The 20585-nt window shown below is 71.1% G+C and carries 21 protein-coding genes and 1 pseudogene; 11 read left to right on the top strand and 11 right to left on the bottom strand.

Annotated elements, in window-relative coordinates:
- The first annotated feature begins 30 nt into the window (after positions 1–30).
- Entirely contained in the window at positions 31–693 is a 663-nt protein-coding gene (locus AC07EJ_RS24225; RefSeq protein ID WP_393587502.1) for a YveK family protein, read from the top strand.
- Positions 693–1832 carry a GNAT family N-acetyltransferase gene (locus AC07EJ_RS24220; protein WP_389490710.1) on the top strand — a complete coding sequence of 380 codons (1140 nt, stop codon included), beginning with the start codon at positions 693–695 and terminating at the stop codon, positions 1830–1832. Before AC07EJ_RS24225 ends, AC07EJ_RS24220 begins: the two co-directional genes overlap by 1 nt.
- Before the next feature lie 34 nt (positions 1833–1866).
- On the opposite strand, the gene AC07EJ_RS24215 is transcribed toward AC07EJ_RS24220, so the two are convergent.
- Positions 1867–3273: a glycoside hydrolase family 26 protein gene (locus AC07EJ_RS24215; protein WP_478884913.1), complete on the bottom strand. Its 1407-nt coding sequence runs from the start codon at positions 3271–3273 to the stop codon at positions 1867–1869.
- A 134-nt stretch (positions 3274–3407) separates the two neighbouring features.
- On the opposite strand from AC07EJ_RS24215, the pseudogene AC07EJ_RS24210 reads away from it, so the two are divergent.
- Both AC07EJ_RS24210 and AC07EJ_RS24205 read left to right on the top strand, forming a co-directional pair.
- Positions 3408–4699, top strand: a pseudogene (locus tag AC07EJ_RS24210) (carboxylate--amine ligase).
- On the top strand, positions 4699–5976 hold the full coding sequence (locus tag AC07EJ_RS24205; protein WP_389490702.1) for an NAD(P)-binding domain-containing protein: 1278 nt from the start codon (positions 4699–4701) through the stop codon (positions 5974–5976). Before AC07EJ_RS24210 ends, AC07EJ_RS24205 begins: the two are co-directional and overlap by 1 nt.
- A gap of 275 nt (positions 5977–6251) precedes the next feature.
- Here AC07EJ_RS24205 and AC07EJ_RS24200 read toward each other — a convergent pair whose 3' ends face one another.
- The 3 genes from AC07EJ_RS24200 to AC07EJ_RS24190 form a co-directional block, all read right to left on the bottom strand.
- A complete protein-coding gene (locus AC07EJ_RS24200; RefSeq protein WP_393587510.1) occupies positions 6252–7022 on the bottom strand; it encodes a chaplin in 771 nt (256 codons plus the stop codon).
- A gap of 96 nt (positions 7023–7118) precedes the next feature.
- Positions 7119–7301 carry a chaplin gene (locus AC07EJ_RS24195; RefSeq protein WP_393587568.1) on the bottom strand — a complete coding sequence of 61 codons (183 nt, stop codon included), beginning with the start codon at positions 7299–7301 and terminating at the stop codon, positions 7119–7121.
- Positions 7302–7547: 246 nt separating this feature from the next.
- The gene (locus tag AC07EJ_RS24190) at positions 7548–7961 is read right to left on the bottom strand and encodes a rodlin (RefSeq protein WP_389490696.1); all 414 of its coding nucleotides are present in this window, start codon (positions 7959–7961) and stop codon (positions 7548–7550) included.
- Between the two features lie 235 nt (positions 7962–8196).
- Between AC07EJ_RS24190 and AC07EJ_RS24185 the strand changes: the two genes are divergently transcribed.
- On the top strand, positions 8197–8607 hold the full coding sequence (locus tag AC07EJ_RS24185; RefSeq protein ID WP_389490693.1) for a rodlin: 411 nt from the start codon (positions 8197–8199) through the stop codon (positions 8605–8607).
- 9 nt (positions 8608–8616) lie between these two features.
- Here AC07EJ_RS24185 and AC07EJ_RS24180 read toward each other — a convergent pair whose 3' ends face one another.
- A complete protein-coding gene (locus tag AC07EJ_RS24180; RefSeq protein WP_389490690.1) occupies positions 8617–8856 on the bottom strand; it encodes a hypothetical protein in 240 nt (79 codons plus the stop codon).
- A gap of 377 nt (positions 8857–9233) precedes the next feature.
- Here AC07EJ_RS24180 and AC07EJ_RS24175 point away from each other — a divergent pair, with 377 nt between their 5' ends.
- Positions 9234–10133, top strand: a complete 900-nt coding sequence (locus AC07EJ_RS24175) for an LCP family protein (protein ID WP_389490687.1) — start codon at positions 9234–9236, stop codon at positions 10131–10133.
- A gap of 109 nt (positions 10134–10242) precedes the next feature.
- Positions 10243–10650, top strand: coding sequence for a rodlin (locus tag AC07EJ_RS24170; RefSeq protein WP_389490684.1), 408 nt, complete (start codon positions 10243–10245; stop codon positions 10648–10650).
- A 119-nt stretch (positions 10651–10769) separates the two neighbouring features.
- On the opposite strand, the gene AC07EJ_RS24165 is transcribed toward AC07EJ_RS24170, so the two are convergent.
- Complete coding sequence (locus tag AC07EJ_RS24165; protein WP_478884912.1) at positions 10770–11036, bottom strand: hypothetical protein; 267 nt, start codon at positions 11034–11036, stop codon at positions 10770–10772.
- Positions 11037–11226: 190 nt separating this feature from the next.
- Between AC07EJ_RS24165 and AC07EJ_RS24160 the strand changes: the two genes are divergently transcribed.
- On the top strand, positions 11227–11643 hold the full coding sequence (locus AC07EJ_RS24160; protein WP_389490745.1) for a hypothetical protein: 417 nt from the start codon (positions 11227–11229) through the stop codon (positions 11641–11643).
- Between the two features lie 23 nt (positions 11644–11666).
- Here the strand turns inward: AC07EJ_RS24160 and AC07EJ_RS24155 are convergent, their stop codons facing one another.
- The 3 genes from AC07EJ_RS24155 to AC07EJ_RS24145 are packed head-to-tail and all read right to left on the bottom strand — an operon-like array spanning position 11667 to position 13613.
- Positions 11667–12083 (bottom strand): arsenate reductase ArsC, encoded by a 417-nt coding sequence (locus AC07EJ_RS24155; RefSeq protein ID WP_389490679.1) that lies wholly within the window; start codon positions 12081–12083, stop codon positions 11667–11669.
- Positions 12076–13185, bottom strand: a complete 1110-nt coding sequence (arsB, locus tag AC07EJ_RS24150; protein ID WP_389490677.1) for an ACR3 family arsenite efflux transporter — start codon at positions 13183–13185, stop codon at positions 12076–12078. Before arsB ends, AC07EJ_RS24155 begins: the two co-directional genes overlap by 8 nt.
- Positions 13182–13613, bottom strand: coding sequence for an ArsR/SmtB family transcription factor (locus AC07EJ_RS24145; protein ID WP_478884911.1), 432 nt, complete (start codon positions 13611–13613; stop codon positions 13182–13184). The genes arsB and AC07EJ_RS24145 overlap by 4 nt, the downstream gene beginning before the upstream one ends.
- 91 nt (positions 13614–13704) lie before the next feature.
- Between AC07EJ_RS24145 and arsM the strand changes: the two genes are divergently transcribed.
- Entirely contained in the window at positions 13705–14469 is a 765-nt protein-coding gene (arsM, locus tag AC07EJ_RS24140) for an arsenite methyltransferase (protein WP_389490672.1), read from the top strand.
- Between the two features lie 19 nt (positions 14470–14488).
- Here the strand turns inward: arsM and AC07EJ_RS24135 are convergent, their stop codons facing one another.
- The gene (locus AC07EJ_RS24135; protein WP_389490669.1) at positions 14489–14833 is read right to left on the bottom strand and encodes an HIT family protein; all 345 of its coding nucleotides are present in this window, start codon (positions 14831–14833) and stop codon (positions 14489–14491) included.
- A gap of 376 nt (positions 14834–15209) precedes the next feature.
- Between AC07EJ_RS24135 and AC07EJ_RS24130 the strand changes: the two genes are divergently transcribed.
- Complete coding sequence (locus AC07EJ_RS24130) at positions 15210–15998, top strand: SDR family oxidoreductase (protein ID WP_389490666.1); 789 nt, start codon at positions 15210–15212, stop codon at positions 15996–15998.
- A gap of 96 nt (positions 15999–16094) precedes the next feature.
- Here AC07EJ_RS24130 and AC07EJ_RS24125 read toward each other — a convergent pair whose 3' ends face one another.
- Entirely contained in the window at positions 16095–17009 is a 915-nt protein-coding gene (locus AC07EJ_RS24125) for a LysR family transcriptional regulator (RefSeq protein ID WP_389490663.1), read from the bottom strand.
- A 294-nt stretch (positions 17010–17303) separates the two neighbouring features.
- Here AC07EJ_RS24125 and AC07EJ_RS24120 point away from each other — a divergent pair, with 294 nt between their 5' ends.
- Complete coding sequence (locus tag AC07EJ_RS24120) at positions 17304–20420, top strand: AfsR/SARP family transcriptional regulator (protein ID WP_478884910.1); 3117 nt, start codon at positions 17304–17306, stop codon at positions 20418–20420.
- The last annotated feature ends 165 nt before the right edge of the window (positions 20421–20585 follow it).

The raw sequence follows: 20585 nt of genomic DNA, 5'->3' as shown, positions 1-20585 counted from the left end.
AGTTACGAGAGTTTCGAGAGTGAGTAAGTGATGACCGATGCTCCTCACCGGCGGGTCAGCCCGGCCGGTCCCCCCGCCCGGACGGCCGCCCGCGTGAAGCGCCTCCCGCTGTGGTCGTTGATCGTGGCCGGGGTCGTCCTGGGCGGTCTGGCGGGCGGCCTGTACGGCGTCCTGAAGACGCCGCAGTTCTCCGCCACGAGCTATGTGATCGCGGTGCCGGACGAGAAGTCCGACCCGTCGATCGCGCTCGGCTTCGCCCAGGCCTACGGCCGTGTCGCCACCCAGATCGCGGTCCTCGGCGACGCCCAGGTGCGGGCGGGCGTACCCGTGAAGGTGCTCCAGGACAGCGTGCGGGCCGAGACCTCGCCGGACGCGCCGATGGTCGCGGTGTCGGCGACGTCCGCGAAGCCGCGCAAGGCCGCCGACATGGCCAACGCGGTGGCGCGGGCGCTGACCGCCGATGCCAACCACACGAAGGCCGGCACCAAGGTGAAGCTCCTGCAGTTCTCGCGCGCAGTGAAGCCCACGTCGCCGTCGTCGGCGTCCCCCGTGGTGACCGCGCTCGTGGGCGTCAGCGCGGGCGGCCTCCTCGGCGGGCTCGTGATGCTGGTCCGTCCCCGCCGTGAGCGGGCGGAGGCGACGGCGTCCGTCCCCGGGCCCGCGGTGGCCGTGGACCTGCCCGGGAGCGTCTGATGCGGCCCGGGGGCGGGGACCTGTCGGTCGAGGTCTGCACCGACAGCGTCCGGTTCGGCGGGCTGGGCCGGGAGTGGGAGGCGCTGTACCGCAGGTCCCGCACCGCCACCCCGTTCCAGAGCCACGCCTGGCTGCACTCGTGGTGGCTCTCGTACGGGACGGGCCGCGGCCTGTGCGTGGTCCTGGTCCGCGCGGGCGGCCGGCTCGTCGCTGCGGCCCCGCTGATGCGGCGGTGGCGGCCGCTGCCGGCGCTGGTGCCGCTCGGCGGGAGCATCTCCGACTTCTGCGACGTCCTCATCGACGGCGGTGATGACGGCGGTGATGACGGCGGTGATGACGAGGGCGCCGCGGCCCGCGCGCTCGGCGACGCGCTGTGGCGGCTCGCCCGCACCCACGTGATCGACTTCCGTGAGGCACGCCCGGGAAGCGCCGTCGAGCGCCTCTACGACCGGTGGCCGGGGCCCAGGTGCCGCCTCGACGACTCCCTCTGCCTGGAGCTGCCGTCCGTCCCGATGGACGACATCGTGGGCCGGCTGCCGGGCTCTCGCGCACAGCGCGCCCGCGCCAAGATCCGCAAGCTGGACTCCCTGGGGATCGAGCGCCATGTGGTGCCGCAGGACGAGGTCGACGACTCGGTCCGACGCCTGGTCGCACTGCACCAACTCCAGTGGGAGGGCCGCAAGGTGACCACGGAACACCTCAGGCCCCGCTTCTCCGAGCACCTCACCCGCTCGGTCGCACTCATGGCCAGGTCGGGCGACGCGGTCGTGACCGAGTTCCGTATCGACGACGCGGTCCTCGCCGCCGACCTGACCTTCGTGTCCCCGCGCCTGACCGGCGGATATCTGTACGGCGCCGATCCCGGCCTGCGCGCACGCAAGGCCGACCTCGCCACGATGCTGCTGCGCTCGTGCAGCGAGCACGCCCAGGAGCGGGTGTCCGGCGCCCTGAGCCTGCTGCGCGGCAACGAGCCGTACAAGCACCACTGGCGCCCTCACAGCGTCGTCAACCAGCGTTTCGTGCTGGCCCGTACCGGCTCGTCGGCCGGGCTCGCCCTCGCCGTCGGCGACGTGACGGCGCGCCGCCTGGGCAAGAAGGCACTGCACGGGTGGAGGGCCCGGGGTGGCGACACGTCGTGACGACCCCGCCGCCACCGGCCGGGACTCCGGCGCGTCAGGAGCGCCGCGACCACCAGTCGAACCGCAGGCACAGCTTCCCGCCGAGCCAGAACTCCACCCAGTCGCCGAGGTCGAGCGGCGCGCAGTTGGGCGGGATGGCCGGGGGCGTCACGGGAGGAGTGACCGGCGGTGTCACGGGTGGAGTGACCGGCGGCGTCTCGGGAGTCGTGGGCTGCGTCGGCTTCGGCACCGACGGCTCCAGGCGGCCGGAAAGCATCGAGCGGTAGACCAGCGCCGCCTGGGGGTTGTCGTGGCACTGCCACACACCGTGCGGGCAGTAGTCCGTGATCGTGTTGTAGAGGGGCTTGTAACGGTCGATCCACCCGAGCATGCGCCGCATGTACTCCGGGTTGTCCCCGTTACGGAACAGGCCCCATTCCGGGTACGAGATGGGCTTGTTGTGCGCCTTGGCGAAGTCGACGTGCTCCTGGAGCCCGTACGGCTCGGAGATCTGCTCGGAGAACGACTTGCCCTCGGGCTGGTCGTACGAGTCCATGCCGATGACGTCGACGACGTCGTCACCCGGGTAGCACTTGGTCCAGGGCACGGCGTCGAGGCCGCGGCTGGGCGTGAAGTCGAAGCGGAACTTCTGCCCCGGCACCGACCGCATCGTCGTGACGATCCGCTTCCAGTACGTCTTCCAGGCCTCGGGGTCGGGCCCGCACCGGTGCGTGTACGTCGTCCCGTTCATCTCCCAGCCGGGCACGATCACCGTGTCCGGGACCTTCAGGTCGACGAGGCGCTGGGCGAGGCGGCGGAAGTGCTCGTCGAAGTCACCGGCCGCGCCCTGCTGCAGGAGCGAGCGGACCTCCGCGTCACCGAGGTGCTCCTCGTTGCGCTCCAGCATCGGCACGTTGAGCACGAAGAGCCGGTCGTCCCGCCCGAGCCGCCACTTGGCCCAGTCCTCCAGGAACCCGGGAGCGCCCTCGATGTTGCTCCACCGGTCGCCCGGCAGGTAGGTGTGCCCGACGCGCAGCTCGGAGCCGCCGAGCCACTTGCTGAGCCGCCCCATGCGCTGCACGCCGCTCGGCCCGTAGTCCAGGTAGGCGCCGAACGCCGGCCACGTCGAGGTGTCTGCGGTGTCTGAGGTATCTGCGGTGTTCGAGGTGCCCGAGGCATCCGAGGGGTTCGCGATGCCTGCTGTGCCCGCCGTGCCCGCCTGGGCATCCGTCATGCCGTCAGTGGGGGTGGGCGTCGACGTCGGCGTGGACGCCGTGGGTGCCGTGGGTGCCATGGGTGCCATGGGTGCAGCGGGCACAGCAGGTGCAGGGGGCGGGACGGGTGCGGCGGCCCCGGCCGTTCCGGCGGAGACGGAACCGGACGCGATCACCGCTGACGCGAAGATCCCGGCCGTCATCAAGGGGATGCGCCGGCTCGTGGCCCTTCGGCGTTGTGGGGACATGCCTACTCCTCGTGCCGCACTTCTTTCCTTGCTGACACTCAGTCACACGAATGGGTAACGCGCGAACCGGGGACCGGCCCGCACGTCTCTTTCATCGCCCATTCGGGCTATCACCAGGAAAGGAATCCCCCCACGTGTTCGACACCAGCGTTCCCGCTGTGCTGCTGCGGATCGACCCCAACCCCTTCCACCACGGAACGCTCGGCGCCGTCCGGTCACTCGGCCGCACGGGAGTGGACGTCCATGTGGTGGCCGCCTCTGCGGGAAGTCCCGTACGGCGGTCCAGGTTCCTGAGCGGGGAGCATCCGCCGCCGGGTCCCGACGCCTCCTGGCGGAGATCGGCGCCACGCTCCGCCGGGTCTCGGCGAGCGTCGCAGGACCCGCCGTCCTCATTCCCCTGGACGACGCGGGAGCCATTGCGGTGAGCCGCCTGCGCGACGAACTCCTCACCCGCTACCTCCTGCCGGACCAGCCCGACGGCCTCACCGAACGGGTCGCCGACAAGGCCCAGCTGCCCGCGCTGTGCGAAGCCGCGGGCATCGCGCACCCGGCCACCGTCGTCCCGGACGGCGCGGAAGGCGCCCGCCGCGCCGTCCGGGACCTCGGTGCTCCCGTCGTCGCCAAATGGAGCCGACCCTGGCTCATCCCGCCGGACAGCGGGCTGCGCAGCACGCTCGTGGTGCACAGCGAGCAGGAGGCGGCAGCCCTGTACGAGAGGGCCGAGGAGGCCGGCAGCCGGCTGCTGCTCCAGACGTATCTGCCCGCCGGGGAAGGCCGCGACTGGTTCTTCCACGGGCACGTCGACCGCAGGGGCGTCGTGCGCGGCGGCGGCGCGGGCTGCAAGCACCGGTCCTGGCCGCGGGGCGCGGGCCTCACCACGGTCGGCCGCTGGACCGCCAACCCCGAGCTGGAAGCCCTGGTCGACCGGCTCGTCGCGGCGCTGGGCTACCGCGGCATCCTCGACGTCGACTTCCGCGTGGACGCGCGGACCGGCCGGTACTGCCTTCTCGACTTCAACCCGCGCCCGGGCGCCCAGTTCCGGCTGTTCGCCGACGGCTCGGGCCTGGACGTCGTGCGGGCCCTGCACCTCGACCTGACGTACCGGCAGCCGCCCGTGGCGCGGGCCGCTCCCGGGCGGACGTTCGTGGTCGAGAACTATGCGCCGGTGAGCGCCCAGCGCAGCCTCGCGCGGGCGGCACTTCCGTCGCTGCCCTCGCAGCGCGGCGCACGGATGCGCGGCGAACTCGCCTGGTACAGCGGCGACGACCCCATGCCGGGCATCGCCATGACGGGGCTGTGGTGCCGGCACGTGGCCGGCCGGCTCCTGCGCCCGGCGCCCGTGCCGCCCGCCCGCACCGAGGCCCCGCCCGCCGTCACCACCCTCGACGCGACACCTGTGAAGGACGAAGAGAAAGCGAGCTGCTGATGCACGACCTGCTGATTGTCGGAGCGGGCCCCTACGGTCTGTCCATCGCCGCCCACGCGGCTGCGGCCGGCCTCGACGTGCGGGTCTTCGGCGACCCCATGGCATCGTGGCGCGACCACATGCCCCGGGGCATGCTCCTGAAGTCGGAGCCCTGGGCGTCCCATCTCTCCGCGCCGGACGGTCGGTTCGGCCTGGACGCGTACTGCGCGCTCCAGGGCACCACGGTCCGGCACGGCGAGCCCGTCCCGGTCGAGACGTTCTCCGCGTACGGCCTCTGGTTCGCGAGGCGGGCCGTGCCGCCCGTGGACGAGCGGATGGTGGAGTCCGTGGACTCCTGCCCCGGCGGATTCGACCTGCGCACCCAGGACGGTGAACTCTTCCGCGCCCGCACGGTGGCCCTCGCCGTCGGCGTACTGCCCTTCGTGGAGATCCCGATGGCCCTGCGCGGCCTCGACCCCGCGTACGTGACCCACAGCAGCCACCACAGAGACCTGACGCGCTTCCGCGATCAGGACGTCACCGTCGTCGGAGCCGGGCAGGCGGCCCTGGAGACGGCGGCGCTCCTGTCCGAACAGGGCACGCGCGTAAGGATCGTGGCCCGCTCGCACGACCTGGCCTGGAACACGCTCCCGCCCCCGTGGGAGCGCCCCTGGTGGCAGAGTCTGCGCGCCCCGCACAGCGGCCTCGGCTGCGGCTGGCGCAACTGGTTCTACTCGGAAATGCCGGGCGCCTTCCGCCGGCTCCCCCACCGGACCCGCGCCCGCGTCTGCGCGACCGCGCTCGGCCCCGCGGGCGCCTGGTGGGTACGGGACCGGGTGACCGGCCGCTTCGACATCCACCTCGGCCAGGAGATCCGGCACGCGAAGCCGTGGGGCGGCAGGCTGCGGATCACGACCTCGGATTCCGGCGCGGGCTCCGGGGCGGACCTGCCGCCGTTCGAGACGGACCACGTCATCGCGGCGACCGGGTTCCGGGCGACCTACGGCCGCATGGGGATGCTCTCCCCCGCACTGCGGGCCGGCCTCGGCGCGGACCCGCACGCCGCGCCCCGCGTCGGGTCGGGCTTCGAGTCGCGCAAGCCGGGGCTCTTCCTCGCGGGACTGATGACCGCGGCGGACTTCGGCCCGTCGATGCGTTTCGTGCACGGCGCGTCGTACACCGCGCCGCATCTCGTGGACGGGGTCCTGCGGCGGCTGCGCGGCGTGCGCCCCCCGGGCGGCCTCACGCTGCCGGGCAGCAGGTCGGCGCACGACCCGCTGGCGGCGGCCGACCGCTGAACGGTCGGACAGGTGACCGGGGTTGCCGCGGGTGCGTTCGCGCCCGTGGCGTCCTTTGGAGTGAGGGTGCGGGCGAACGGGTGAATCGGTTCCGCAGAGGGGGCCGCCCGGTGGTGGACTGGCCTGGTTGTGAGACGGGCCCGGCTGCCTCCCCCGTCAGCCGTCGGCGACTACGCCGTGGGTGGGCAGCAAACGGTTGAACGGCCCTCTCCGCCGGCCGGGAAGAACATGAACGTCGGTTCTTCCCGGCCTGGCGTACGACGACGGCGACGGTGTTACCGGGCGGCGGCACGTCCCCGCCGGTAGAGGATCCCGCCGCCGATCAGCAGCCCCGCACTCGCCGCCGCGGCGGCCAGCAGATCCCGATCCGCCCCGGTCTGCGCCAACTGCGTCCGCCCGCCGGTGACGTGGGTGTGCTGCACGGGGGGCTGCGCGTCCGGCGGGGTCAGACGCTGCACCGCCGGCGGCTGCACCGGGGCCGGGGGCTCGACGGTACGCACGGTGGGCGGAGGCACCTGGGAGATCTCTTCGGGGGTGGCCACGTCGGAGGAACAGTGGTTGCCCATCACGGGATTGGCCGCGCCGATCACGTTCCCGGAGTTCCCGCACGCGTTCACGGGGGCGTGCACGGGAGCCTGCACGGAGTTGCCCGACAGGATGCCGGGGGACTGCTGCGCATCACTCTCGGCGTGCGCACCGCCCCCGGACATGCCGTCACCGCTGCCGTGCCCGTCGTCCGCCGTACCGCGGGCCGCTCCGCCGACGGCCCGGTCGGAGCCACCGGCGCCGGCCGGCTGTGAACTCCCCGTGTTCTTACAGGAGTTGCCGAATGCCGGATTAAGAACGGCGACGACGTCGACCGTGTTGCCGCACGCGTTCACCGGGACGTCCAGCGGGGCCTGGACGGTGTTGCCCGACAGAATGCCGGGGGAGCCCGCCGCCTGCCCGTCCGCGCCCGACGCGGCGAACGCGCTGGAGCCCGGCAGGGACAGAATGCTCGTCGCGGCCGCAGCCGCGACCATTCCCAAGTTCAGGGCCTGTCGCATCTAGTTCGTCTTCCTGCTCGCAGATGAAAGCCGGCCCTGGAGTACGAGACGCATCCAAGGCCGGCGGAGCCGCGGCCTGACGGCCGGGGCGCTGAATCAGTCGTCGTTGGCGCAGCCGTCGCCGAGCGCCGGGTTCAGCGCGCCGATCACGTCGACGGTGTTGCCGCACAGGTTGACCGGGACGTGGACCGGGATCTCCACCACGTTGCCGGAGAGGACACCCGGCGAACCGACCGCGGCACCCTCGGTACCGGCGTCGGCGAACGCCGGAGCGGCCATGCCCAGGGCCAGCACAGCGCCGGCGAGGATCGTTGCGCTCTTCTTGAGATTCACTCTCTTTACCCTTCTCGCGTCGTTCATGAATGAGGTCATCACCTCGGTGTGAAAACGAGCCGTGAGGCGGAAGGGAACTGAGCCGTCCGCGTTAAAGAAGCGCCCGGATCGACCGGAAGCACTCCTGAGGCAAAGAAAACCGGGCCGCCGCGCCTGCGAAGGCGGGCGGCCCGGGTTCCCGGGGCGGGTGGATCAGCCGTTGTGGGCGCCGTTCCCGGACAGGACCGGGATGTCGTCCACGACGTGCGACAGCGGCTCGTCGCCCTTGGCCTGGGTGGAGTTCTCCGCGCACTGCTGGTTCTGCGGGGCCGACAGGACGGAGACGTCCTGGACGGCGACCGGCACGAGCAGACCGAACAGCGGACCCACGTTGCCCTTGACCGGCAGACCGATGCAGGGCTTGTTCAGCGAGCCCTGGACCGCGCCGAGCTGCGGGCTCTGGGCACCGTCGGTGGTGGAGTTGCCGTACGCCTGCTGGGCGCCGTTGCCGCTCGCGGACGTCGTGCCGGTGTCGTCGCCGATGGCCAGCGCCTGGGGAGCGGCCGCAGCCGAGACGCCGACGACCGAAACGGCGACCGCGGCCGCTGCCATTGCCTTCTTAAGCATTTCCAGTTCCTTTTCGCACAGACGCCAGTTAACGCTGCCCGGACAACAGGGCTCCGGTCGAAATGGTTGCGGCACTTCACTCGGTCGGGCTGCACGTGCAGAGAACTATCGACCGATAGTCATTTATTCGGAAATGCCCGGGTGGACCCGTCAGAGTGAACCGGGACAACCATGTGCGTAAATCTGAGTTGGGCAGTGGGCTCCCGGGTCGGGGGCAACGAGAAGGGAATTCATCATGATGAAGAAGGTCATGGCGGCTGCCGCAGTCGCCGCCTCGGTCGCCGGTATCTCGGCGGTCGCAGCCCCCCAGGCCATGGCGATCGGCAACGACGGTGGCACCACGTCCTTCAGCGGCAACGGTGCGGAGCAGGCCTACGGCAACTCCGCCACGTACGGCAGCATGAGCCCGCAGATGGCGCTCATCCAGGGCTCGCTCAACAAGCCCTGCATCGGTCTGCCGGCCAAGGCCAACGTCGGTTCGCTGGTCGGCCTCGTGCCGGTCGCCGTCCAGGACGTCCCGATCCTGTCGGCCCCGCAGAACCAGCAGTGTGTCGAGAACTCCACGCAGGCCAAGGGTGACGAGCCGCTCTCGCACATCCTCGACAACATCCCGGTCCTGTCGGGCAACGGCGCGGCCAACAACTGAGCCGCGGCGTCATTCCGTTGGGTCGTCCACCTGTCCGGCGACCCAACGGCCCTGGCCGTCGCGGGGCCAGATGTCCCGGGTGACGATCTCGTCCCACTCCCGGTCGGGCAGCCCGGGAAGCGTTCTGCCCCGCTGCTTCCAGCTGTCGAGCAGCGCTCCGTAAAGGGGTTCGTCGATTCTGTATTCGGGCGACTCCCGGCTCTGCGGAATAAAGCATTTGGGCGGTCGGCGGTTCTTGTTCTGAGACACAGCACTTCGCCTTCCTCGGGGTGCTCTCCGACTTTCTGTTCCATCTTCCCCGGAAGCCGAAACAGTTCCCTTTAGGGCGAAAGAGTTACTTCCCGGCGGCGCGCGGGGCGGTCACCGTTCAAGCTATTCCGCTGGCATACGGTGCCGTCAGATCTGTCCCCTGCTGTGGAGCGAATCCGGTGATGAAACGCCCTTCACGAACCAGCCGTCGGAGAAATATCCGCCTGAGTACGGCAGCCCTGGCAGTGCTACTCACGACGGCTGCTTCCGTGGCGGGTAATTCCGTTTCCGCGCTGCCATACAAAATTCAGCGGGTCGATGCGTTCAGCGGCGCTGTGAACCGCCCTGCCGCGGGCCCCGGCACAAATATTCTGCTCATGGCGACGGACGGCCGGGACACCATCACGAGCCAGGAGAAGAAGAAGTTCCACGCGGGTGGAGTCGCCTGCAACTGCACCGACTCGCTGATGCTGATCCATGTCTCGCAGCGGCGTGACCGCGTCAGTGTGGTCAGCCTCCCCAGGGACTCGTTGGCGCAGATCCCCGCGGACCGGGACCCGGGCACCGGGGAGCAGTACCCCGCCCACCCCGCGAAGATCAACGCGGCCTTCCAGCAGGGCGGCCCCGCGCTCGCGGTCCGCACGGTGGAGGCCATGACGAACGTCAGGGTCGACCACTATCTGCAGATCGACTTCAGACGGTTCATCGACAGCGTGAACGCGGTCAAGGGGGTGGACGTCTGCACCTCCAGGCGGCTGTCCGACTCGGCCACCAAGCTCGACCTCCGGCCCGGTCGGCACCGCCTCGGGGGCGGTCAGGCCTTGCAGTACGTCCGCTCGCGCCATGTGGACGCAAGCGCCGACCTGGGGCGGATCCAGCGCCAGCACCGTTTCCTGATCAGCACCATGCACAGACTCGACACCCGCAAGGTTCTCGCCGATCCGGCCAGGGCGATCAGTCTGGCGCGGACGGTGCTCGGCGCCACGAAGGTCGACCAGGGGTTCACGCCGAAGGAGCTCGTCTCCCTCGCCACCGACCTGAGCCGGCTGCCCCCTGCGCAGTCCGAGTTCACCTCCGTGCCCATCACCGGGTTCAACCCGGTCATCGAAGGCATCGGCTCGACGCTGGAGTGGGACAAGGCGGCGGCGAAGAAGATGTTCGCCACGCTCAACAAGGACCGGTCCCTCACCCCGCGCAACTCCACGGCCAAGCCCTCCGACCCCCCGCGCATCGGGGTCAAGGAGACGGTGCGCGGGAACACGCTGGCCTGTTCCTGACGGTAAGTGCGCTGGGCCAATCGGGTTGCACCGCGAAACCGCATCAGCCCGGCCCAGTTGATGACCATGCGGCTCCGTGACCGGAGCCCGCCGATTGAAGGGATTCATCATGAAGAAGCTGTGGGCAACCGCGGCCATCGCTGCCTCCGTCGCTGGTATGTCGGCAGTCGCCGCCCCCCAGGCCCTCGCCATCGGGGACGACTCGGGCACCACGTCGAACAGCGGCAACGGCGCCCAGCAGGCGTTCGGCAACTCCGCGACGCACGGCGACATGAGCCCGCAGCTCGGGCTCGTCCAGGGCTCGCTGAACAAGCCCTGCGTCGGTCTGCCGGCCAAGGCCAACGTCGGTTCGCTGGTCGGCGCCGTGCCGATCGCCGTGCAGGACATCCCGATCCTGTCGGCGCCGCAGAACCAGCAGTGTGTCGAGAACTCCACCCAGGCGAAGGGTGACGAGCCGCTGTCGCACATCCTGGACGACATCCCGGTTCTGTCCGGCAACGGCGTCGGCAACGACTAGTAGCCGCGAAAGCGGGGGTAACCGGTGTCCGGTTGCCCCCGCTTTTCTGTGCCCGTTCTTTCTGTGCCCGTTCTTTCCGTGCCGGTTCTTCGCCGCTGTCCGGCTGCCGGCCGGCTTTCCTAGCTGACCGACGGCAGGAGACCTGTCACCGGGGCCACCAGGTCGGTGACCTGGTGCAGCTCGTTCAGGCCGCCGAGCTGCTCGTTCACCGTGGGGATCTCGGCCTTGTGCTCGGCCGGAACGGAGCTGGTGGTGATGTCGTCGAGGCTGATCGGCTTCATGCCGCCGAGGGGACCGACGGGAGCGGCCTCGGCCGCGGGCATGGCGAGAGCGGAGGCACCGGCGGCCAGAGCGACCGCGGCGAGAACACGTCGTGTGGAGATCATGCCTTCAGCAACGGCCGACGGGTGCTCGGGGAAACGGGCGTGAGGGCCCACCCACCCGAGAGGCGTACCGAAGTCGTACCGAAGTCGTACGGAACCGCCGTCCGCTTTGTGTGCCGGTTGTACTCGGTCAGAACTGAGTACCAGCGCTCTGGCCGGTCATTGCGTGAGCGCGAACGCTTGGCCCATGGACATGAATGAGCGACTGCCGAAGCGAACGTTCCATCTGCCGGCGACCATCGCGCTGGCCGGGATCGCGCTGGCGGCGTGGGCCGGCTGGCTGGGCTGGGACCAACAACGTGACGTGCACCCCGACGGCTCGACGACCGGCCCGTACGCGGCGTGGCAGGTGATAGGCCTCGTACTGACCCTGCTGGCACCGGTGTATTGGGCGGCGTCCCGGCGCTACGGCGCGGCCGCAGTGCTCGGCCCCACGGCCGGCCTCACGGTGGCCGCCTACTTCGACTGGTCCGACGACTCCAGCGGTCTCTTCGTGATCGGAGTGGGCCTTGTCATGGTGGGGAGCCTGGTCGTGACCGCGGCCCTTTCCGCCGTGATCGCTTCCCTGACGGGACGTGGCCCGCACGGCCGGGCGGTCGCCGCTGGGTAGCGCGCTGAACGTCGAGGGGAGCGCTATGAGTGCTGCCGGGGGGCGATCTCCGTGATCAGTTTCTGGACCAGGGACTCGATCTCGTCGCGGATGGGTCGTACGGCGGCGACGCCCTGACCGGCGGGGTCGTCGAGTTTCCAGTCGAGGTAGCGCTTCCCGGGGAAGACGGGGCAGGCGTCGCCGCAGCCCATGGTGATGACGACGTCGGATGCCCGGACGGCTTCGGTGGTGAGGATCTTGGGCGCCTCGGCGGAGATGTCGATGCCGGCCTCGCGCATGGCTTCCACGACAGCGGGGTTGACGGTGTCGGCGGGCGCGGATCCCGCGGAGCGGACTTCGACGCGGTCACCGGCGAGGTGGGTGAGCCAGGCGGCCGCCATCTGGGAACGCCCGGCGTTGTGGACGCAGACGAAGAGCACGGAGGGCTTGGGCTCAGACACGGGAGAGGCCTTCCTGGGCGGTGACGGGTTCGGTTGCCGTGGGGCCGGGCCGGGGGAAGTAGCGGCGGGCGGCCAGGGCGACGTGGACGAGGCCGATGAGGACGGGCACCTCGATCAGCGGACCGACGACGCCGGCGAGGGCCTGGCCGCTGGTGGCGCCGAAGGTGGCGATGGCGACGGCGATGGCGAGCTCGAAGTTGTTGCCGGCGGCGGTGAAGGCGAGTGTGGTGGCGCGCGGGTGATCGAGGCCGACTGCCTTGCCCAGGGCCATGGATCCGGTCCACATGACGGCGAAGTACACCAGCAGCGGCAGCGCGATGCGGGCGACGTCCAGCGGCTGGGAAGTGATCGCGTCGCCCTGGAGGGCGAAGAGCACCACGATGGTGAACAGCAGCCCGTACAGGGCGAACGGTCCGATGCGCGGGATCAGCTTCGCCTCGTACCAAGCGCGGCCCTTGGCCCTCTCGCCCAGCCGACGGGTCAGGAATCCGGCGAGCAGCGGGATGCCGAGGAAGATCAGGACGCTGCGGGCGATCTCCCACACGGACACGTCGAGCGCGGTCTGTTCCAGGCCGAGCACGCCGGGGAGCACGGAGAGGTAGAACCAGCCGAGCAGGCTGAACGCCAGTACCTGGAAAAGGGAGTTGAGGGCGACCAGGACGGCGGCGGCTTCGCGGTCGCCGCAGGCGAGGTCGTTCCAGATGACGACCATGGCGATGCAGCGGGCGAGGCCGACGATGATCAGGCCGGTGCGGTACGCGGGCAGGTCCGGCAGGAAGATCCAGGCGAGCGCGAACATCAGCGCCGGGCCGAGCACCCAGTTCAGGACCAGGGACGGAATGAGCAGGCGGCGGTCGCGGGTGACGGTGCCGAGACGGTCGTAACGGACCTTCGCGAGCACCGGGTACATCATCACGAGCAGGCCCAGCGCGATCGGCAGCGAGACGCCGGTGACGGTGACCTCGGCCAGGGCGTCGCCGAGGCCGGGAACGAGGCGGCCCATGCCGAGGCCCGCCGCCATCGCGGCGAGGATCCACACCGCCAGGTAGCGGTCCACGAAGGACAGCCGTCCTGCCGCTGGTGCCGTGGTGCTGTCGCTCACGAGGATGCCTCCGTGGCCGTTTCGGCCGCGGGCCGTTCGGGGCGTCCGGGCCGGGTGAGGATCCCGGCGAGCTTGTCCGTCATCTCCGGCAGGAGCCAGTAGTAGACCCAGGTCCCGCGCCGCTCGCAGTCGATGAGACCGGCCTGCCGCAGCAGCTTGAGGTGGTGGGAGATCGTCGGCTGGGAGAGGTTGAATGCCGGGGTCAGATCACAGACGCAGATCTCGCCGCCCTCGCGTGACGCGATCATCGACAGCAGTCGCAGCCGGACGGGGTCGCCAAGGGCCTTGAAGACTCTGGCCAGTTCGACGGCCTGCTCATCGCCCAGCGGAGCGGCCAGCAGCCCGGGGCAGCACCCGTCGTCCGCGTCGCCCCCGTCGTCCGCGCAGCCCTTCGCCTGGTCGAGCACCACGAGCTCTTGTTTCGACATTCCTCTATATTGACAGGCTTCGATTTAGGGCGCAAGGTTGTGGCGGAAGGCTGTATCGATAAGTATCAAAGCAACCCGAGGAGTCGGCGTCATGAGTGAGCAGCAGGCCGGTCTGCATCTGCGCGAGACGGTCCGTGAGCGGTACGCGGCAGCCGCCACCCAGGTCACCGAGGGCGGCACCGCGTGTTGCGGCCCGCAGGCGATCGAGATCGACGACAGCTTCGGCTCCACCCTCTACGCGGCCGACGAGCGCGACACCCTGCCGGCCGAGGCGGTCGCCGCCTCCCTGGGCTGCGGAAACCCCACCGCCGTCGCCGACCTCCACGAAGGGGAGGTCGTCCTCGACCTGGGTTCGGGGGGCGGGATCGACGTCCTGTTGTCCGCCCGCCGGGTCGGCCCGACCGGCAAGGCGTACGGGCTGGACATGACCGAGGAGATGCTCGCGCTCGCCCTCGCCAACCAGCGCAAGGCCGGGGCCACGAACGTCGAGTTCCTCAAGGGCACCATCGAGGCGATCCCGCTGCCCGCGAACACGGTCGACGTGGTCATCTCCAACTGCGTCATCAACCTGTCCACCGACAAACAGGCGGTCTTCGCCGAGATGTTCCGCGTCCTGACCCCCGGCGGCCGCATCGGTGTGTCCGACGTCGTCGCCGACGACACACTCACGTCTGCCCAGCGGGCCGAACGCGGCGACTACGTGGGCTGCATCGCCGGCGCGCTCTCGTTCGCCGAGTACCGCCAGGGGCTGGAGTCGGCCGGGTTCACCGGCATCGGCATCACCCCGACCCACGCGGTCGCCGACGGGATGCACGCGGCCATCGTCCGAGCCGCCAAGCCCGCCGCCAGAGCTTGAACAGGTCGCGCGACATGGGTCACCGGATCGGCTCGCACGAACTGCCCTGGCCGAGCTCGGCTCGTATACGCGTACACACCTCTTCGACGGCCGCCTCGCCCGGCACCCGGTTCGCCTCGAACATGGCCAACTGAAGCACCGGTCCATAGGCGTTGTATCTGGTCATGTCGGAACGGCACGCGGGCTGCACCACGAAGTGAAGGTGGCCGGGAACGGCGTCGGCGTGGGACCACAGACAGACATAGATCTGGTCCGGGTTCATGACGGCGGTCACCGCCGCGCTCGTCCGCTGCAGCAAGGGGCCGAGCTCCGCGGATTCGCTTCCGGTCAGGTCGGACACATGCAGGACGTGCCTGACCGGCATGACCGCCAGCGTGCCCAGCCCCAGCGGCCCCTTCGCATGCTGTACGACCCAACTCGCCGTCCGAAGAAGCGTTCCACCCGGGAGCGGCTCGTCCTCGTGGATGAAGCTGCACGCCATGCACTCGGCACCTGTCATCTGCCCGCCTTCCCAGCGGTTGTCGGGGCCTGCACTGTAGCCAGCGGTCCGCCGGCTTCTGCCATAGGAAATCCCTATGGCGCCTGCTGGCATTTCGTCTTTGCCTCTCGCTCTTTCCCGTACGTACCGTGAAACAGCTCGACGAGGCGCCCACCGCGATTTCTCCGGAGATTCGCGCTCTGCGCACCTCGATCCTTCTTCTGTCGAGCTGACAATTACGCGAATCGAGAGGGCCGGTGGCATGACCACGATCGAGAACGGACCGGGAACGCGGGAACTCGAGGGAAAGCGGGCCCTGGTCACGGGTGGTTCTCGCGGGATCGGAGCGGCCGTCGTCCGCCAGCTCCTGGACGCGGGCGCCGAAGTGCTCACGACCGCCAGGTCGGCGACGGCCACGGTGCCGGAGGGGGCCGCCTTCGTGGCGGCCGACGTGCGGACGCAGGCGGGCGCGCAGGCGCTCGCCGCGACGGCGCAGGAGGTACTCGGCGGGGTGGACGTCCTGGTCCACAACGCGGGTGGGGCACGACCGCACGAGGGCGTCTCGGCCATCCCCGACGAGGAGTGGCAGGACGCGCTGGACCTGAACTTCCTGGCGTCGGTGCGGCTGGACTCACTGCTGGTACCGGGGATGCGGGACCGGCGTTCGGGGGTGATCGTGCACGTCTCCTCGGCCGGGGTCCCCACCGTGGCGCCACCGTTCCTGCACTACACGGCGGCGAAGGCAGCGCTGGAGAACTACAGCCGGGGACTGGCCTCCGAGCTGGCCCCGTTCGGAATCCGGGTCAACACCGTGTCTCCCGGCCGAACCGCCACCCCTGGCGGCGAAGCGGCACGGGAGCAGTGGGCGGAGGTGTCTGCGCGCATGGACGAGGCGCCGGGCCGGACCAACGCCGAAGACACCGCGCCACTGGGGCGCGACGGTCAGCCCGACGACATCGCCCACGCGGTGCTGTTCCTCTTGTCCGACCGGGCGAGCTGGCTCACAGGGAGCAATATCGTCGTGGACGGCGGCGAATTCCCCAGGGGCTGACGCCGACGGAATCCCGGAACGGAACGCCATTTCCGGCAAAGGAATCAACGGCGCCGAACCGACCACCTTCCCGGCCGTCAGGAAAGGGGTGACCCGTCAGGAAACCGGTGACCCGTCAGAAACCGGTGAGAAGAAAGCGGGGTCGGACCAGGTCTCCTGACGCAGGAATTCGAGCAGGGCCGTCTCGGCCGGGCCCGCGCCGGGCCGGACCACGGCGATGACGGGCTGGGACACGACCGGGAACACCGGGCGCACGAGGTGCTCGTAACCGTGGGGCACCGCGGAGGCCGGGACGAGCGTCACCCCGAGGCCGTGGGCGGCCCAGCGCACGGCCGTCGCCGTCTGGGACACGCGGGCGGCCGTGGTCGGGGCCAGCGCGTTGCCCCGCAGCACGTTCAGCAGTACGCCGTCGAGCGCGCTGTCGCGGTCGAACCGCACCCAGGGCTCTCGCTCCAGCTCGCGCAACTCGACCCGGTCGGCGGCGAGCAGCCGGTGCCCGGTGGAAAGGACCACGACGAACTCCTCGTCGCCGAGGTGGTGGGCGTCGTCGGGGCTCCGCTCGCACGCCGCCATCAGGGCGAGGTTCAGCACGCCCCGTCGGCACAGCCGCTCCAGCTCGGCGGAGCTGGGCTCCTCGAAGACGGTGACCTCAAGCCGCGGGGAGCGGCGGCGCAGCGCGGCGAGGGCGCCCGGCAGCTGCCGCGTGCCGAAGCCCATCTGCACGGCGACCACCAGCTCGCCCACCAGGTCATCGGCACCGGCCCGCGCCGTCGCCCTAGCCCGCCGCGCCGCGTTCACCGCGACCTCCGCCTCCCGCAGGAACGCGCGGCCGACCACGGTGGGCACCAGTCCGGTCGGCGTGCGGGCGAACAGTTCCACGCCGAGTTCCCGCTCCAGGCCGCGGATCTGCTGGGACACCGACGGTTGAGCGACGCGCAGCAGCTCCGCCGCCGCCGTCACCGAGCCCTCCTCGGCAACGGCCAGGGCGTACTCGAACTGACGAAGACTCATCGGCTCCCATCTCCTCCCTGCGGTGATTCGACGCCTCGACACGCCTCGGTGCTTCGATACGCCTCGACGTCATCGCAAGTAACTCAGTGCGGCCGGGGGAGATTCCCGCAGGACCGGCGTGCCTGCGCGCCTCGTTGCACACCGAGGTGCCGTCCGCTGCGGAAGGCCCTTTACCGGGGGAGTCAAGTGGGTGATGCTGACCCGGCGTTGGAGGGCTGACCGACACGGTAGGGGCCGGTCGGTACGGAGGGGGAGGCCGCGGTGGTGCGCGTAGTGCTGCTTGGACCGGTTCAGGTGTACGCCGATGATGCGACGGCGATCGAGGTGGGTGGCGTCCGGCTGCGGATGCTCCTCGCCAGGCTCGCCCTCGAAGAGGGCCGGACGGTGTCCGTCGACTCGCTCGTCGACGGCCTGTGGGGAGATGAGCAGCCGCCCGCCGACGCGGCCAACGCGCTGCAGGCGCTGGTGTCCCGGCTGCGCCGGGCGCTGCGCGGGTCCGCGGCGGTGGAGTCCGCCTCCGGCGGCTACCGGCTCTCGGTGCGGGCCGAGGACGTCGACGTCCACCGCTTCGAGGATCTGGCCGCTCGGGGCAGACGGGAACTCGCAGGCGGGCGGGCCGGTGAGGCGGCCTCGCTGCTCGCAGCGGCGCTCGGGCTGTGGCAGGGCGCGGCACTCGCCGATGTCCTCGACGCCCCGTTCGCCGGGCCCGTGGCGACCCGGCTCGAGGATCTGCGGACCGCGGCGGCCGAGGACCGCTGCGACGCCGAGCTGCAGCTCGGGCGGTACGCGGAGGTGCTGGCCGACCTCGAAGCGGCCGGTGCCGAGCGGCCGTTGAGCGAGCGGGTCGCCGGGCTGCGGATGCGGGCACTGTCCGCGGCCGGCCGGCAGTCCGACGCCCTCGCGGTGTACGAGGCGATACGGGCGCGGCTCGACGGCGAACTCGGCGTCCTTCCGTCGGCCGAGCTGCGGGAGGTCCACCTGACCTTGCTGCGAGGTGAGCTGGAGACGCCGGTCGAGCGGGCCGGGGCCGCCCCGAGCCGCCTCCCGGCCAGGCTGACGAGCTTCGTCGGCCGTGGCGATGAACTGAGCCGCGTCGGCGGGCAGTTGGACCGCGGCCGACTCGTCACCATCGTCGGCCCCGGTGGTGCGGGCAAGACCCGGCTCTCCGTCGAAGCGGCCACCCGGGACCGCGCCCACGCACGTGGCCGGGTCTGGTTCGTACCGCTCGCCGGCGTGAGCGCACCGGACCAGCTGGCCGACGCGGTACTCGGAGCGCTCAGCTCCACCGACGGCCGCCTCTACGAAGCCGGCCAGGGGCAGCGGGCCACGCCGGTCGAGCGCATGGCCGGGCTCCTCGGCAGCGGCGACGCTCTGCTCCTGCTCGACAACTGCGAGCACCTCGTCGAAGCGGCCGCCGAACTCGCCGCGGAACTCCTCGACCAGCTCCCGGAGCTGCGGATCCTCACCACCAGCCGCGAGGCCCTCGCCATCACCGGCGAGTCCCTGTGCCACCTCGGCCCGCTCGACGTACCGATGGGATCACCGGAGCCCGACGAGGCCGCCCAGTCGCCCGCCGTCCGCCTCTTCGTCGACCGGGCCGCCGGAGTACGGCCGGACTTCACGCTCGACGCCTCGACCCTCGACGCCGTGGTCGAGGTCTGCCGACGGCTCGACGGGATGCCGCTCGCCCTCGAACTGGCCGCGGCCAAGCTCCGCTCGATGAGCGTCGAGCAGATCGCGCGCCGCCTCGACGACCGCTTCCGCCTCCTCGTCTCGGGCAGCCGTACCGCGCTCCCCCGCCAGCGCACCCTGCTCGCTCTCGTCGAGTGGAGCTGGGACCTGCTCGACGAACCCGAGCGGATCCTCGCCCGCAGGCTCTCGGTGTTCCCGGGCGGCGCGACGGTCCCCGCGCTCGAAGCGGTCTGCGCGGACCCGTCGCTCCCGGCCGCCGACATCCCGTACGTCCTGGACGTCCTGGTCGAGAAGTCGCTGGTCCACACCGTCGACGAGGGGGTGGGCGAGCCGCGCTACCGGATGCTCGAAACGGTGCGCGCGTACGCGGCGAGGCAGCTCGCCGAAGCCGAGCCCGGGAACGCCGTCACCCAGCGCTATGCCGGGTACTTCCTGGCCCTCGCGGAAGAACACGAACCCCGCCTGCGTACCCACGAACAGCTGCGCGCGATCGAGGTCTTCGACGCCGAGCACGACAACCTCGTCCTCGCGCTGCGCTCGGTCGTCGACGGCGGGGACGGGAACCTGGCCGCACGCTTCGCCGGAGCCCTGTCCTGGTACTGGGGGATCAGGGGGATGAGCACCCAGCTCGACACGTACCTGGCGGAGTCCGCCGGACCCGACCCCGTACAGGCCGCGAGCCGTGAACGTCCGTCTGCCGAGGGCGAGTCGGCGACGGCGCGTGAGTTCCACCCGGCCGCGCTGCTCCTGCGGATGTCCCGCGTCTCTTCCCCGTCCCCCGCGAGCGCGTCCGGACCGGACACAGCCGCGGACCAGGACCCCCTCGGATCGTCCGACCCCTGGGTCCGGGCCACCGCCCACCTGGCACGGGACTTCGCCCTCACCGAACAGGGCGACCTGGTCACCGGCGCCGAGTCCCGGCTGGAGGCCCTGCGCGGCTTCGAGCAGGTCGGCGACCGCTGGGGGCTGGTGATGAGCCTGCTCCCGATCGGCCGCGACCACTCCCTGCGCGGCGAGTACGCCCAGGCCATCGCCACGTTCGAACGGACCGTGGTCCTCAGCTCCGAACTCGGCACCGAGGACTACCTCTACCTCAGCAAGGCCAGACTCGCCCGCGAACGCCGGCGCAGCGGCGACCTGGAAGGCGCCTTCCGCGATCTGCACGCCGCGCACCGGCAGGCCCGCGAGCGCGGACACCTGCGCCTGGAGGCCAACATCCTCGTGGGCCTGGCCAATGTCCACCGCAGGGCCGGTGACCTGGCGCAGTCCGACGCGACCCTGGACCGCCTGGAGGCGTTGAGCGCCCGGCGCCCCTCCCTCGCGGGACTGGCCCGGGACCTGATCGTCAGCACCCGCATCGAGAACCGTCTCGCCGAGGGGGACGCCGCGGCGGCCAGGGCCCTGCTGCCGGAGGCGGCCGGCGCCCTGTTCGACCAGGGCGCGGGCGCGGCGCTCGCCTGGGTCGCCGAACTCCTCGGCGGACTGCGGACGTTGGAGGGCGCCCCCGAGGACGGCGCCAGATCGCTCGGGATGAGCCAGGTGATGCGCGGCGCCTTCGACCGGGGCGAGCCGGAGTGGCGCGAGGTGATCGACCGCATCGTGGCGACGCTGGGCGAGGAGGGCTTCAAGCAGGCGTACGAGGAGGGGGCCGCGTGCTCCCGTGAGGACGCGCTGCGCCGGCTGGAGGCGGAGACCCTGCGGGCGGTGGAGCGGGCCTGAGGGGGGCGGGTCTGAGAGGGCGGGCCTGAGGGGGCGGGCACGGCCACCCGGAAAGCCGGGCGGGGGGGCCCCCCCCTGGGGGGGGCGGCCCGCCCGGGGGGGGGGAGGACAAAGGGAACCGGGGGGGGGTGGGGGGGGGCGCGGCGCGCGCGGGCGGATGAAAGA

Source organism: Streptomyces sp. NPDC045026 (assembly GCF_056432625.1).
The sequence above is the reverse complement of the archived record's forward strand: the minus strand, read 5'-3'. Positions and strand labels throughout refer to the sequence as shown.

Bases quoted from the DNA above. Each gene is read 5' to 3' on its own strand.
- arsM (WP_389490672.1), top strand. From the start codon at position 13,705: ATGAGTGAGCAGCAGGCCGGTCTGCATCTGCGCGAGACGGTCCGTGAG.
- AC07EJ_RS24185 (WP_389490693.1), top strand. From the start codon at position 8,197: ATGATGAAGAAGGTCATGGCGGCTGCCGCAGTCGCCGCCTCGGTCGCC.
- AC07EJ_RS24195 (WP_393587568.1), bottom strand. From the start codon at position 7,301: ATGGCCGCTCCGGCGTTCGCCGACGCCGGTACCGAGGGTGCCGCGGTC.
- AC07EJ_RS24170 (WP_389490684.1), top strand. From the start codon at position 10,243: ATGAAGAAGCTGTGGGCAACCGCGGCCATCGCTGCCTCCGTCGCTGGT.
- AC07EJ_RS24145 (WP_478884911.1), bottom strand. From the start codon at position 13,613: ATGTCGAAACAAGAGCTCGTGGTGCTCGACCAGGCGAAGGGCTGCGCG.
- AC07EJ_RS24220 (WP_389490710.1), top strand. From the start codon at position 693: ATGCGGCCCGGGGGCGGGGACCTGTCGGTCGAGGTCTGCACCGACAGC.
- AC07EJ_RS24190 (WP_389490696.1), bottom strand. From the start codon at position 7,961: ATGCTTAAGAAGGCAATGGCAGCGGCCGCGGTCGCCGTTTCGGTCGTC.
- AC07EJ_RS24205 (WP_389490702.1), top strand. From the start codon at position 4,699: ATGCACGACCTGCTGATTGTCGGAGCGGGCCCCTACGGTCTGTCCATC.
- AC07EJ_RS24160 (WP_389490745.1), top strand. From the start codon at position 11,227: ATGAATGAGCGACTGCCGAAGCGAACGTTCCATCTGCCGGCGACCATC.
- AC07EJ_RS24135 (WP_389490669.1), bottom strand. From the start codon at position 14,833: ATGCCGGTCAGGCACGTCCTGCATGTGTCCGACCTGACCGGAAGCGAA.
- AC07EJ_RS24200 (WP_393587510.1), bottom strand. From the start codon at position 7,022: ATGCGACAGGCCCTGAACTTGGGAATGGTCGCGGCTGCGGCCGCGACG.
- AC07EJ_RS24130 (WP_389490666.1), top strand. From the start codon at position 15,210: ATGACCACGATCGAGAACGGACCGGGAACGCGGGAACTCGAGGGAAAG.
- AC07EJ_RS24165 (WP_478884912.1), bottom strand. From the start codon at position 11,036: ATGATCTCCACACGACGTGTTCTCGCCGCGGTCGCTCTGGCCGCCGGT.
- AC07EJ_RS24225 (WP_393587502.1), top strand. From the start codon at position 31: ATGACCGATGCTCCTCACCGGCGGGTCAGCCCGGCCGGTCCCCCCGCC.
- AC07EJ_RS24175 (WP_389490687.1), top strand. From the start codon at position 9,234: ATGGCGACGGACGGCCGGGACACCATCACGAGCCAGGAGAAGAAGAAG.
- AC07EJ_RS24215 (WP_478884913.1), bottom strand. From the start codon at position 3,273: ATGTCCCCACAACGCCGAAGGGCCACGAGCCGGCGCATCCCCTTGATG.
- AC07EJ_RS24125 (WP_389490663.1), bottom strand. From the start codon at position 17,009: ATGAGTCTTCGTCAGTTCGAGTACGCCCTGGCCGTTGCCGAGGAGGGC.